Below are 12,418 nucleotides of genomic sequence, written 5' to 3'. Positions count from 1 at the left end.
TTTGGGTCCCTAGTGGATCTCGTCCCTGCCCCGCGCGCCCAGGCCCGCGCGGTCCGCCGCCGTCGTGCCGTGGTGCCAGCCGGCCTCGTCCCAGGCGGCGCGGACGCGGGTGGTGCGGGTCTCGGGGAAGAGTTCGTCGGTGCGGGCGGTGACGGCGAGGTCGCGGGAGGCGAGGGCGGGGAGGAGGGTCGGGGTCTCGGCGGCGACCCGGCGGGAGGTCGTGGCGAGGCGGGCGCCGAGGCGGTTGGCGTAGGCGAGGAGGAAGGACTGGCGGAAGGACTTGGTGCGCTTGCGGCCGCCGGCGCGCTGTTCGGCCTCCGCGCGGGTCATCGCCGCCGTGCCCTGCACGAGCAGGGAGGTGTAGAGGAGTTCGACCGGGTCGAGGTCCGCCTCGAAGCCGACGACCGTCGAGAAGCCGTACGCCTCGTTCCACACCGCCCGGCAGTGGTTCGCACCCGCCACCGCGTCCAGCAGGATCGCCTTCGCCTGCTCGTACGGCGGGTCCACGCCGATCCGCAGCGCGCCCGGGGTCTCCGGCGCCGGCGCGCCCGCCGCGAGGCTCGCCTCGTCGAGGCTGTGCCGGGCCATCAGCTCCTGCGCCTTCGCGGTCAGCGCCTCCGCCTCCTCCGCGTACGTCGTCCGCTCCGCCTTCGCGAGCAGCGCCCGGATCCGGGTCAGCAGCTTCGGCTCGCCCGCGACGGGCGGCGGCAGCGTCTCGCCGGGCACCGGCCCGACGGCGTCGAGGCGGGGCAGCCGGACGAGCAGCCGGTAGAGCTCCAGGACGGCGGTCGCGTACGAGAAGCGGTCCGCCCCCGGACGCACCGACCCCTCGTCGAGCGCGTCGAGCTGCGCCTGCCAGCGGTGCGGGAGGCGCTCGTAGCGCGCGGTCTCCGTCCGTACGAGCCCGGCGGCCAACCGCACGTGCTCGTCGCCGAGTTCGCGCCGCACCATCCGTACGGCATCGGCCGGCTGCCAGCCCCGCGCCCACAGCGAGCGGACGAACTCCTCGCCCCGCCGGACCAGTTCGGCGTCGGCGGTGCGGTCCGCCGTGAGCAGCGAGGCCGCCGTGTCGAGAGCGCGCTCGTCGTCCCCGTACAGCGCCTCGAAGGCGCGCTCGACCGTGCTCGTCACCTCCGTGTGCCCCTCCGACATCAATGTGCCTCCTTCCACGATCGGCCCACCCCGGCAACGATGGTCCCGGGCACCTCGCCCGCCACACCGTCACCACACCATTGTCAGCGCTCGGCCGTCCTCAGGGGCGCGGCGCGGTAGGGGCACGTGAGCGGTGGGGGTAGGGCCGGCCCTACCCCGGGACGCCCGCTGGTGGTCGTGATCGGAGGCCGGCCGGACGGTTCGCTGGAGGCATGACCTCGACCACGACCACCGTCCACCGGCCCGCTCCCCCCGCCACCCCCGCCGTACGGCTGCGCGGGCTCCGCCGGCTCCACCGGGACGTCCGCGCGCTCGACGGCGTCGACCTCGATCTGCCCGCCGGGAGCTTCACCGCCGTCATGGGCCCGTCCGGCTCCGGCAAGTCCACCCTGCTGCAGTGCGCGGCCGGGCTCGACCGGCCGACGGCCGGCACCGTGGAGATCGACGGCGTGCCGCTGACCGGGCTGAGCGAGCGGCGGCTGACGCTGCTGCGGCGGGACCGGATCGGTTTCGTCTTCCAGTCGTTCAATCTGCTGCCCTCGCTCACCGCCGCCCAGAACGTGGCCCTGCCGCTGCGCCTCGCGGGCCGCCGCCCGTCGCGCGCGCAGGTGCGCGAGGCCCTCGCCCGGGTCGGCCTCGCGGGCCGCGAGCGGCACCGCCCGGCCGAGCTCTCCGGCGGCCAGCAGCAGCGCGTGGCGCTCGCCCGCGCGCTCATCACCCGGCCTGCCGTCCTCTTCGGCGACGAACCGACCGGCGCCCTCGACTCCACCACCGGCCGCGCCGTGCTCGACCTGCTGCGCGAACTCGTCGACCGGGACGGCCTGACGCTCGTCATGGTCACCCACGACCCGGTGGCGGCGGCCCGCGCCGACCGCGTCCTCTTCCTCGTCGACGGACGGCTCGTCGGCGAGCAGCACGCGCCGACGGCGGAGACGGTCGCGGCCCGCATGGCGGGCCTGGAGGCGCACGTGGAGACGGCGGGTGCGGCGTGCTGACCGTCGTGCTCGCCGGGCTGCGCGGGCGTTGGGCGTCCTTCGTCGGCGGGTTCACCGCGCTCGCGCTCGGCGTGGGACTGGTGACCGTCATGGGGCTCGGGCTCTCCGCCACCGTGGGGGCGGACGAACGGGCGCCGGTCCGGTTCGCGGATTCGCCCGTGGTCGTCCAGGGGCAGGACCGGCTCGCGGTGGAGGTGCGGCGCGGCCCGGGAACGGCCGTCACGACCGCGCCGCTCGACCGTCCACAGCCTGTGGACGCCGAACTCCTGCGCGAGCTGCGCGCCCGCTGGACGGTGACGACGACAACGAGTGGCGCGCCGGACGCCGTCGGGGTCGACGGCCCGGCGGACCAGGTCCGGGCGCTGGTCACCCGGCTCACCGGGGACCGGAACCGGGTGCTCACCGGCCCCGACCGGCGCGCCGTCGACCCCGAGGCCGCCCGCGACGCCCGCGCGCTCGTCACCCTCAACGCCCTGCTCGGCACGGCCGGCGGTGTCACCGCCTTCGTCTCCGTCTTCGTCGTCGCCTCCACCTTCGCCTTCTCCGTCGCCCTGCGCCGCCGCGAGTACGGCCTGCTGCGCACCGCAGGCGCCACCCCCGGCCAGGTCCGGCGCCTGCTGCTCGCCGAGGCGACCGCCGTCGGAGTGCTCGCCTCCGCCGCCGGCTGTCTCCTCGGCGCGTGGGGCGCGCCCCGGCTCGCCCGGGCCCTGGTGGACGGCGGGATCGCCCCGCCCTGGTTCACCATCACCACCTCGGGGACCTCCTGGCCGTACCACGCGGCCTTCTGGACCGGCGTGACCGTCGCCGTGGCGGGCGCGCTCGCCGCCTCCCGGCGGGCCGGGCGGATCGGCCCGACCGCCGCGCTGCGCGAGGCGGACGTCGACGCCGACGCGCTGCCGCGCGGCCGGGCGCTGTGCGGCGCGGCCCTGCTGCTCGGCGGCCTCGCGCTGCTGACGTGGACGTACGCGACCGACCCCGCCGAGCTCCTCAAGCGCAAGACGTACACGACCCTGCCGATGCCCCTGATCACGGGCGTGGCGCTGCTCTCCCCGGCCCTCGTACGCCCGATGGCCCGCGCCGTACGGCTCCCGGAGCGCCTGTCCGGGGCGACCGGGATGCTCGTACGGGAGAACAGCGCGGCCGCCGTACGCCGTACCGCCGCCGTCGCCGCCCCGGTCCTGGTCACCGTCGCCCTGGCCGGCACGCTCCTCGGCACGGTGGGCGCGGCGCGGGCGGCGGAGTCCGCCCGGCAGCCGGCCGGGGCGCCGACCTCCCTTTTCGTACGGGACGGGGCCGAGGCCCTGGTCAAGTACGGGGCGCGGGCGGTGTCGGGCGGGGCGGCGGCCGGGGCGGTGCCGGGCGGTCTGGACGACCGGTCGATCGTGGTGACGGAGGAGTTCGAGCGGCACCGGGTCGGCGACACGGTGGAGATCTGGCGCGCGGACGGCTCCGGTCCGGTACGCCTCCGGGTCGCCGGCGTGCTGCCGCGCGGCGCGGGCGGCAACGAACCGCTCGTGACCCCGGCCAACGCCCCGGGCGTCCTGGACCAGGCGAGCACGGGCGCGAGCGCGGGCGCGGGCCCTGCCGGGGGCGGCTCGCAGACCCGGCTCGGTTTGGTCCTGGTCCTCGGCATCGCGCTGCTCTACACGGTGATCGCCCTCGCCAACACCCTCCTGATGGCCACCTCGGCCCGCGGCCCGGAACTCGCCTCCCTCCGCCTCGTCGGCGCCACCCGCGCACAGATCCTCCGGGTCGTGGCATACGAGTCGCTGCTCGCCACCGCCCTCGGCGCCGTCCTCGGCCTGGCCGTCTGCGCCCTCTGCCTGGGCACCCTGGGCGCGGGGCTCGCCGCCCTCGGCGCGCCGGTGCGCCCGGACCTCCCGTGGGCGGCCCTCGGGGCGGCGGGCGCCGTCTGCGCGACGGTCGCGGCGGCCGGGGCGGTGCTCCCCGCCTGGCGGCTCACCCGCTGAGGGGTGAGGCTGGTACTTCGGGACGGGATGGGAACCGGGGTCGGAGCCGGGTTCCCTCCCGTCCCGCCTGTCGTCGGCCCTGTCGTCAGCACGAGCGGCGAGGCGCGTCACCCACACGGGTTGTCATATGCCAAAGGCACTTCCAGCCCTCCTGGTCCGCCCCTAGCGTGCCGATCATGCTGAGCCTCCCCCACTTCGTTCCGACCCCCGTCTTCCGCCTCCTCGGCCTCGTACCGCCGCCCCACGCCCTCGTCTGGGTGCTCCCGACCGAGCCCGGCGTCGACAGCGTGCTGCTGGTGCGCCCCGTGCCCGGACGGGCCTTCGTGCTCGCCCTCGACGTACGGGGCCGGCGCGACCCCGCCCGGGCCCGGGCCTGGACGGCGGCCGTGGCGCGGCTGCGCGAGCGGTACGGCGCGCCCGCCCTCCTCGCCGTCTGCCCCGACCGGGCCACCGCCGCCTGGGCGGCCGGCCCGTTCGCCACCGGCCTCGGCAGCTGGCCCTCCCTGAGCCTGCGCCCCCTCGTCCTCGGCCCCACGGACACCCCGCCGGTCCTCACCGCGCCCGCCGCGTCCGCCGACCTCGCGACCGCCGTCCTCGCCGCCCTCGCCCACGCCCGCGGCTCCCGCGCGACCGCCGCCCTCGCCGCCGTCAACGAGGCCCTCCGCACCGCCGCCCCGGAGACCCGCGCCTACTGCACCTCGCTCCTGACGGCCGGCCTGGGCGACGGACCCGCGTCGGCGGCCTGGGGCCGTCTCACGGAGCTGCGCCGGGCTGTCAGTGGTGGCCGATAACGTCCCTCTCGTCGGATCAGGCGGGGCGGACGAGGCGAGGGGGGCCGACGTGCATCTGCATCTGCGGGCCGCGGCGGAGTCGGACATACGCGACGACCACGACTGGCTGGCCGCCTTCATGGGCGCGGCCTGGGACGTGATCGAGGTCGAGCACGCGGCGGGCGTCGCCGACGCGATCGAGAAGGACTACGGCCGGCTCGACGAGCTCTACCGGACGGAGACGGGGACGGAGACGGGGACGGGGACGGGGACGGAGCCGGCGGCCTCGGACGCCGAACTCCCGGTGTTCGGCGGGCGCCAGCCCGCCGGCGCGCCCACCGACCGCTATCCGGACCCGCCCCTGATCCTCCTCGAACCGGCCGGGGTCGCGCGCGCCGCCGCCTTCCTCGCCACCGTCTCCTTCGACGCCCTGTGGGCGCGGCTGGGCGGCCGGATCGTGAGCTCCATGGGGCCCGACTGGGACGACGCCACGGTCCGGGAGATGTACGAGACCCACCACCGGAGCCTGCGCGGCTTCTACGAGCGGGCCGCCGCCGCGGGCCACGCGGTGATCAAGGCCGGCTGGTTCTAGGACGGGCCGGGTCCGGCGAGGGCGAGCGAGGGCGCGTGCGGGTTCAGGCGGGAGTCGGGCGCGTGCGGACTCACGCCGCGTTCCACGCCTCCGTCGCGCACCCCAGCTCCCAGTGCCACCAGCCGTCCGCCTCCCCGCGTTCGAGGAGAGCCTTGATCTCGCCCAGCGGCGCGTCCGCCGGGACCGTGAGCGCCACCAGCGGGAACTCCGCGCTGTACGACTCGCCGCCGATCCCGTAGGGGGCGAACCGCTCGTGCACCGCGCCGGCGCTCGGGCCGAGCGGGCCGGAGCGGGCGGGCAGCACGCGGACGGTGACGTTGCCGGAGGCCGCCGCCCGGTCGGTGGCCCAGTGCACGCCCTCGCCGTCCGTCTTGTAGCGGACGACATCCCCCTCGGCCACGCCGTTCTGCAGGAACGGCACGTTGGCGACCCGTGCCGTGTCCTCGCCCACCGGCTCGGCCCACAGCCCCTCGGTGTCCATGGGGAGCCACCCCTCGCGGGGCTCGAAGCGGAACCAGATCTTGATGCGGCCGCCGGCGGCGGCGCCCGGAGTGACACTCACCCCGCGAGGTTAGCCCCGCCCCGCGCCCGCCGCCCCCGGAGGGGCGCCACCCCCCGGAGCCTGGCGCCCCCCGAAGCCCGGCCCCGGAGCCCGGCCCCGGAGCCCGGCCCCGGAGCGCGGTCCTCACGGCAGCAGCACCAGCTTCCCCCGTACGTGCCCCGCCTCGCTCAGCTCCTGCGCCCGCGCGGCCTCCTTCAGCGGCAGGGTCTCGGCGACGTCGACCCGCAGCCGTCCCTCGACGACCAGGCGGGCCTGCTCGGCCAGCTGCCGGCTCACGACGGACGGGTCCGTGCCGCCGGCGGAGAAGACGATGCCGTGCTCGGCGGCCACGTCGTTCGGGGCGGAGATGGTGACGATGCGGGACTTCTCGCCGCCCGTCAGCTCGATCGAGACCGGCAGGTTGTCGGTGCCGGCCGCGTCGAACACCGCGTCGACACCCTGCGGCGCGGCCGCCCGCACCCGGTCGGCGAGCCCCTCCCCGTACGCCACCGGGGTCACGCCGAGCTCGCGCAGGAAGCCGTGGTTGCGCTCGGACGCCGTGCCGATCACGGTCGCGCCGGCCGCCACGGCCAGCTGCGCGGCCACCGCCCCGACGGCCCCCGCGGCACCGTGCAGGAGCAGGGTCTCGCCGGCCCGGACGCCGAGCAGGCCGAGGACCCGGGCGGCGGTCTCGCCCGCGACCGGGAGGCTCGCCGCGAGCTCCCAGGAGAGGCCGGCGGGCTTGCGGGCCACGATGTCGGCAAGGGCGTACTGGGCGTAGGCGCCGGTCTTCGTCCACCCGAACACCTCGTCGCCGACGCGCAGTTCGCTCCCGTCGGGGCCCTTCGCCCCGGGTCCGACCGCGTCGACCGTGCCCGCGAACTCCAGGCCGGGGACGGCCGGGAAGGTGGTCGGGTAGAACTGCTCCACCCACCCGTAACGGCGCTTCCAGTCCAGCGGGTTGACCCCGACCGCCGCCACCTCGACCCGTACCTCGCCGGGGCCGGGCTCCGGGACGGCGACCCCGTCCTCGTACCGCAGCACCTCGGGGCCGCCGAACTCCTCGTACACGATCGCTTCCATGATTCCCCCCGTAACTGGGCGCTTGTACCGGGCATTTGGCCGGGCACTTGTGACGTGTGCTGCTGACGGGAACCAGCCTGCGCCCGGCAGCGCCCCGCCCCCGCCGTCCTTCCGGCCAGTCGTCCCCGTCCGAAAGGACAGCCGTCCGCGCGCCCGCGTCCGTACGCTTGACGCTCATGGAACTCACCGCGACCGGGGCCCTGTCGGCGGCCCGCGACATCATCGGCCGGCCGCTGGGCGCGGTGCTCCCCCGGCTGTCCGAGGTGCTCGCCGAGCTGATCCCGCACCGGGCGGCCGTCGAGCTGTCGACGCACTGCGCGCACTCGCCGTTCAAGCGGACGGGCGCGCCCGAGCTGCCGATCACCGCCGCCGAACTCGCGCCGCTGCTCGCCGCGGGCACGGCCGGCCGGCCCTGGCAGGGCCGTGCCGTCCTCGGCGGCGCGGAACGGGAGGTGGTGGCGGTACGGAGCGACGCCACCGCGCGCGGCTCGGTCCTGGTGCTCGTACGGGAGGAGGGCGCCGCCCCGGCCGAGGAGCCCGCCCTGACCGTGGCGCAGCTCCTGTGGGACCTGGTGACCGGCCATTTCGACCGGTTCGCGCGCGAGGCGCTGCCGGGGGCGCTCGCCCGTTCGCGGGCGGCGGCCGACACCCGGGCGCGGGTGACCGCCGAGCTGAGCACCGCGCAGGCCGCCGCGCTGTCCGGGGTGCTCGGGGTGCTGCGCAGCCGTTCGCTCGACGACGCGGCGGCGCGGGCGACCGCGACCGAGCTCGCGGTGTCGGCGCTGATCGAGCTGCGGGCCGCGTCCGACCGCGACCGTTCGATCGCCGAGGAACCGGCCTTCGAGGCCTTCGCCCGGCTCGCCGACGGGCTGCGCCCGATGCTGCGGCACAGCCCGGTACGGCTCGAACTCGGCCCGCCGGACGGCCCGGACGCCGCCCGCGGGCTGCCCGGCGACGTGGCGCACGGCGCGCGGGCGGTCGTACGGGCGCTGCTCCTGGTGGTCCTGGAGCAGCAGGCGGTGTCGCGGGTGCACGTCGGCTGGACGCTGACCGAGCACGAACTGCGCGCGACGGTACGGGACGACGGGCCCGGCCTCCTGGACGCCTGCCCGCTCGGCGCGGGCAGCATCACCGACCGCCTGGAGGCCCTCGGCGGCCGGCTCGACATGGACGCGGTGCCCGGCTGGGGCACGACGCTCACCGCGACCGTCCCGCTCACCGTGCCGGAGGCGCCGACGGCCGCGCTCGACCCGCTGAGCGGGCTCGGCGAACGGGAGGTGGAGGTCCTCACCCACCTCGCGCTCGGGCACCGGAACCGGCAGATCGCGCAGGAGCTGCACATCAGCGAGTCCACGGTGAAGTTCCACGTGGCGAACATCCTGAACAAGCTCGGGGTCGGTTCGCGGGGCGAGGCGGCGGCGCTGTTCCACCGCGCCGCATAAGCCGCACTGATAGGCAAACAGCCCGTTTGTCAGTGGCGGGTGCCAGACTCGCACCTGTGAACGAACCGGGTGGCGTGGACGAACCGGCTGGAGGTCCGGGGGGCGGCCGGTGGGCCCTCGCGCCCGAGCCGGACGGGGACGGGGCGCTGCTCGTCCCCCTCGGCGCCGACGGGCTGCCCGCCGGCGCCGTGCGGCGCGAGCCGGACCTGGTGGCGGCGGTCCGGTCCCGGCCCGAGGTCGCCCGCTGGGTGTGGCGGTCGACCGCCGAGGTGTATCCGCGGCTGCTCGCCGCCGGGGTGCGCGTCGAGCGGTGTTACGACATGGAGGACGCCGAGCAGCTGCTCCTCGGCCACGAGGGGCGGCTCGGCGAACCCCGCTCGGCCGCCGCGGCCTGGGCGCGCCTGCACCACGCGCCCGTACCGCCCGATCCACCGCTCCGGGCCGCGGAACCGACCGCACAGGACTCCCTCTTCGAGCCGGTGGCCACGTCGACCGCGCTGCCCTTCGACGCGCTCCTGGAGGTGTACGCGGAGCAGCAGCGCCGGCACGACCTGGCCGAGCACCCGGGCCGGATGCGGCTGCTGACCGCGGCCGAGTCGGCGGGCATGCTGATCGCCGCCGAGATGCACCGCGCCGGGCTGCCCTGGCGGGCGGACGTGCACCGGGAGCTGCTGCACGGGCTGCTCGGCGAGCGGTACGCGGGCGGGGGCGAGCCGCGCCGGCTCGCGGAGCTGGCGGACGAGGTGTCGGCGGCGTTCGGGCGCCGGGTCCGGCCCGATCTGCCGGCGGACGTGATACGGGCCTTCGCGCAGGCCGGGATCCGGGTGCGGTCGACCCGGCGCTGGGAGCTGGAGGAGCTCGACCATCCGGCGGTCGCGCCGCTCGTCGCGTACAAGAAGCTGTACCGGATCTGGACGGCGCACGGCTGGAGCTGGCTCGCGGACTGGGTGCGCGACGGGCGGTTCCGGCCCGAGTACCTGCCCGGGGGCACGGTCAGCGGCCGCTGGACCACCAACGGCGGCGGGGCGCTGCAGATCCCGAAGGTCGTCCGGCAGGCCGTGGTCGCCGACGAGGGCTGGCGGCTCGTGGTGGCCGACGCCGACCAGATGGAGCCCCGGGTGCTCGCCGCGATCTCCCGCGACCCGGGCCTGATGGAGGTCGCCGGACACCCCGACGACCTCTACACCCGGCTGTCCGACCGGGCCTTCTCCGGCGACCGCGACCACGCCAAGCTCGCGCTGCTCGGCGCGATCTACGGGCAGACCAGCGGCGACGGCCTGAAGAACCTGGCCGCCCTGCGCCGCCGCTTCCCGCGCGCGGTGGCCTATGTGGACGACGCGGCGAAGGCGGGCGAGGACGGGCGTCTCGTCCGCACCTGGCTGGGCCGCACCAGCCCGCGCGCGGCGGGGGCCGAGGAGGACGGCGAGGCGGGCATCCCGCAGGACGAGCTCCCGGGCGAGGCGGGGTCGGGAGCCGGGGCCGGGGCCGACGGTTACGTCCCGGGGTACGCGTCGAGCGACGCCCGGGCCCGCGGCCGCTTCACCCGTAACTTCGTCGTCCAGGGCAGCGCCGCCGACTGGGCCCTGCTGATGCTGGCCGCCCTGCGCCGCGCCACCGCCGGGATGCGGGCCGAGCTGGTCTTCTTCCAGCACGACGAGGTGATCGTGCACTGCCCGGCCGAGGAGGCCGAGGCGGTCACGGCGGCGATCCGCGCGGCGGGCGACGAGGCGGGCCGGATCGCGTTCGGGGACACACCGGTGCGGTTCCCGTTCACGACGGCGACGGTGGAACGCTACTCGGACGCGAAGTGACGTGAGGTGAGGGTCCGGGGTCCGGACCCTCACCTCACGCCTCACGCCTGACGGCTGATGGCTGACGGCTGACGGCTGACGGCTGACGGGCTACTTCGTCGGCAGCTTCTGCCACCTCGGGTCCAGGGCGATCGCCTTGAGCTGCTCCAGGGTCAGCGCGGGCTCCGGGCGCGTCGCCGGCTTCGCCTGGTCGCCGGTGTTGAACGCGGAGACCACGACCCGGAAGCCGTCCTTGGTCATCGTGTCGGCCGTCCACCACACGACGCCCGCCCCGCCCTTCTCGCCCGGCTGCTGGGTGAGCTTCACGACCCGGCCGTCCGGCAGCGTGGTGACGTCGCCGCTGCCGAAGAGCTGGCCGCGGACGTCGTTCATGCCGTACTGGACGTTGACCCCGACGAGGCTCCGGCCCTTGCCGTCGTCCACGACCACGCTGCTGTAGCCGGCCTGCTCGCTCCGGTCGACGACCGTCAGGCCCTTCGGCAGCAGCGACCGCAGGGTCGCCTTGACCACGGGGCCGCTCGGCTCGGCGTGCAGAGCGGCGGCGCCGGGCTTGCCGGACTTGGGCAGCGGGTACGACTTGGCCAGCGCCGCCCAGTCACCCAGCGTGGCGACCTGCTTCAGCTGCTGCGCGGTGAAGGGAAGGGACTTCCGGGGCAACGGCGGCTGCCCCTGGGCCTTGGGAGTCGTCGACTCCGACACGATGACGGTGAATCCGTACCGGTCGATCGAGATGGCCTTCCACATCTGGCCAGGAGCGTCCGCAGAGCCGTTGCTCCGGAGGTCCAGCAGCAACGAGCCGTCCTTGCCCTTGCTGATGTTGCAGTACTCCCACGTCTCCAAGCCCTTGCCCTGGCACGAGGTCTCGCTGATCTGTTCGGGGGCCGTCCGGGTCAGGCTCGCGGAGACGCGCGCCTTGCCCTTGCCGTCGTCGTAGGTCCCGTGGACCCCCGTCCCCGCGCTCTTGGGGTTGTCGACGGTCCAGGCGCCGGCCGGCAGGTTGTTCTTCAGGACGGCCAGCATCTTCAGGGCGGGGATGCGCGCGCCGAGGGTCGCCTCGTCCTCCGCCGCCTTGTCCTGGGCGTTCGTGCCGCCCTGGGTCGGGCCGGCCACGGAGGACTTCTCCACCCCGCCGTTCCCGCCGAGCACCGAGCCGCCGTACACCCCGCCCACGCCGATCGCGGCGAGGGCGAGGGCGCCGCCGACGGTGGCGACGCGGCGGCGCACCACCCGGCGGCGGCCGCGGGCGAGGCCGCCGGTGACGAGCTCGCGGCGGTCGTCGAGGGCGAAGCCCTCGCCGGCGTGGCGCATGACCGTGCCGAGTTCGTCCTCGAATCGTCCGTTCGTGACGTCGTGTTCTTCGTGCTGAGGCATGGCGGGATCACCGTTCCGGGTCCGTGGTTCGAAAAGGGAGGAAGTTCAGGGGTTCAGCGGGCTCAGCAGGCTCAGCGGGTGGCGAATTCGGCGATGCTGCCGCCGAGCCGTTTGCGCAGGGCCGCGAGGGCCCGGCTGCTGCGGGTGCGCACGGCCGCGGAGCTGGTGTTCATGACGTCGGCCGTCTCCTCGACGCTGCGGTCCTCCCAGTAGCGGAGCACCACCACCGCCCGGTCCTTGGGCGCGAGCCCGGCGAGGGCGTCGAGGAGGGCGATGCGCAGCGCCGGGTCCTCGCCGCTGTCGGGGGCGCGGTCGGGCAGCTCACCGAGGGGACGCTCGGTGGCCGAGCGGCGCCTGCGGTGACTGAGGAAGGTACGTACGAGCACGGTCTGTGCGTAGCCCGCCGGGTTGCCGATCCGGGCGACGCGGCCCCAGACGGCGTACATCCGGCCCAGCGTCTCCTGCACCAGGTCCTCGGCGAGATGGGTGTCGCCGCTGGTCAGAAGGCACGCCGAGCGGAACAGATGCCCGGAGCGGGCGGTGGCGAACTCCAGGAACTCGTCCGCGCGGGACGTTCTCATGTCCCTCCCCTCCGTCGCTGTCGAGTTCGCTTGCTTGCTTCACCTCACTGACGCGACGGACGCCCGGGAATGTTTCACGTGAATCCTCGACTTTCGACGACTCCCGGCGA

Annotated in this window: 11 protein-coding genes; 6 read left to right on the top strand and 5 right to left on the bottom strand. The window is 75.8% G+C overall.

Annotation, left to right across the window (positions count from 1 at the left end; genetic code table 11):
• Positions 1–9 precede the first annotated feature (9 nt).
• Positions 10–1,152: a DUF2786 domain-containing protein gene (locus KV205_RS17470; protein ID WP_265865297.1), complete on the bottom strand. Its 1,143-nt coding sequence runs from the start codon at positions 1,150–1,152 to the stop codon at positions 10–12.
• 212 nt (positions 1,153–1,364) lie between these two features.
• On the opposite strand from KV205_RS17470, the gene KV205_RS17465 reads away from it, so the two are divergent.
• The 4 genes from KV205_RS17465 to KV205_RS17450 all read left to right on the top strand — a co-directional run bounded on the left by KV205_RS17465 (position 1,365) and on the right by KV205_RS17450 (position 5,479).
• Positions 1,365–2,147, top strand: coding sequence for an ABC transporter ATP-binding protein (locus KV205_RS17465; RefSeq protein WP_265865296.1), 783 nt, complete (start codon positions 1,365–1,367; stop codon positions 2,145–2,147).
• Positions 2,141–4,117: an ABC transporter permease gene (locus KV205_RS17460; protein ID WP_265865295.1), complete on the top strand. Its 1,977-nt coding sequence runs from the start codon at positions 2,141–2,143 to the stop codon at positions 4,115–4,117. Before KV205_RS17465 ends, KV205_RS17460 begins: the two co-directional genes overlap by 7 nt.
• 176 nt (positions 4,118–4,293) lie before the next feature.
• Positions 4,294–4,908, top strand: coding sequence for a hypothetical protein (locus KV205_RS17455; RefSeq protein ID WP_265865294.1), 615 nt, complete (start codon positions 4,294–4,296; stop codon positions 4,906–4,908).
• A gap of 49 nt (positions 4,909–4,957) precedes the next feature.
• Positions 4,958–5,479, top strand: a complete 522-nt coding sequence (locus KV205_RS17450) for a DUF1877 family protein (protein WP_265865293.1) — start codon at positions 4,958–4,960, stop codon at positions 5,477–5,479.
• Positions 5,480–5,549: 70 nt separating this feature from the next.
• Here the strand turns inward: KV205_RS17450 and KV205_RS17445 are convergent, their stop codons facing one another.
• Positions 5,550–6,041 carry a DUF4265 domain-containing protein gene (locus KV205_RS17445; RefSeq protein WP_265865292.1) on the bottom strand — a complete coding sequence of 164 codons (492 nt, stop codon included), beginning with the start codon at positions 6,039–6,041 and terminating at the stop codon, positions 5,550–5,552.
• Between the two features lie 123 nt (positions 6,042–6,164).
• Positions 6,165–7,103 carry an NADP-dependent oxidoreductase gene (locus KV205_RS17440; protein WP_265865291.1) on the bottom strand — a complete coding sequence of 313 codons (939 nt, stop codon included), beginning with the start codon at positions 7,101–7,103 and terminating at the stop codon, positions 6,165–6,167.
• A 176-nt stretch (positions 7,104–7,279) separates the two neighbouring features.
• Between KV205_RS17440 and KV205_RS17435 the strand changes: the two genes are divergently transcribed.
• Together KV205_RS17435 and KV205_RS17430 are read left to right on the top strand one after the other, a co-directional pair.
• Positions 7,280–8,545, top strand: a complete 1,266-nt coding sequence (locus tag KV205_RS17435) for a LuxR C-terminal-related transcriptional regulator (protein WP_265865290.1) — start codon at positions 7,280–7,282, stop codon at positions 8,543–8,545.
• Between the two features lie 56 nt (positions 8,546–8,601).
• On the top strand, positions 8,602–10,356 hold the full coding sequence (locus KV205_RS17430) for a bifunctional 3'-5' exonuclease/DNA polymerase (protein WP_265865289.1): 1,755 nt from the start codon (positions 8,602–8,604) through the stop codon (positions 10,354–10,356).
• A 90-nt stretch (positions 10,357–10,446) separates the two neighbouring features.
• Here KV205_RS17430 and KV205_RS17425 read toward each other — a convergent pair whose 3' ends face one another.
• Positions 10,447–11,727 (bottom strand): hypothetical protein, encoded by a 1,281-nt coding sequence (locus tag KV205_RS17425; protein WP_265865288.1) that lies wholly within the window; start codon positions 11,725–11,727, stop codon positions 10,447–10,449.
• A 71-nt stretch (positions 11,728–11,798) separates the two neighbouring features.
• Positions 11,799–12,308: a SigE family RNA polymerase sigma factor gene (locus KV205_RS17420; RefSeq protein WP_265865287.1), complete on the bottom strand. Its 510-nt coding sequence runs from the start codon at positions 12,306–12,308 to the stop codon at positions 11,799–11,801.
• Positions 12,309–12,418 lie beyond the last annotated feature (110 nt).

It is taken from the genome of Streptomyces sp. SKN60 (assembly GCF_026236535.1).
Classification (GTDB): Bacteria; Actinomycetota; Actinomycetes; order Streptomycetales; family Streptomycetaceae; genus Streptomyces.
This window is presented reverse-complemented; position numbering and strand designations above follow the sequence as displayed.

What these genes read in the sequence shown, in the direction of transcription:
- KV205_RS17425 (WP_265865288.1), bottom strand. Translation starts at nt 11,727, where the DNA reads ATGCCTCAGCACGAAGAACACGACGTCACGAACGGACGATTCGAGGAC.
- KV205_RS17470 (WP_265865297.1), bottom strand. Translation starts at nt 1,152, where the DNA reads ATGTCGGAGGGGCACACGGAGGTGACGAGCACGGTCGAGCGCGCCTTC.
- KV205_RS17455 (WP_265865294.1), top strand. Translation starts at nt 4,294, where the DNA reads ATGCTGAGCCTCCCCCACTTCGTTCCGACCCCCGTCTTCCGCCTCCTC.
- KV205_RS17465 (WP_265865296.1), top strand. Translation starts at nt 1,365, where the DNA reads ATGACCTCGACCACGACCACCGTCCACCGGCCCGCTCCCCCCGCCACC.
- KV205_RS17420 (WP_265865287.1), bottom strand. Translation starts at nt 12,308, where the DNA reads ATGAGAACGTCCCGCGCGGACGAGTTCCTGGAGTTCGCCACCGCCCGC.
- KV205_RS17435 (WP_265865290.1), top strand. Translation starts at nt 7,280, where the DNA reads ATGGAACTCACCGCGACCGGGGCCCTGTCGGCGGCCCGCGACATCATC.
- KV205_RS17440 (WP_265865291.1), bottom strand. Translation starts at nt 7,103, where the DNA reads ATGGAAGCGATCGTGTACGAGGAGTTCGGCGGCCCCGAGGTGCTGCGG.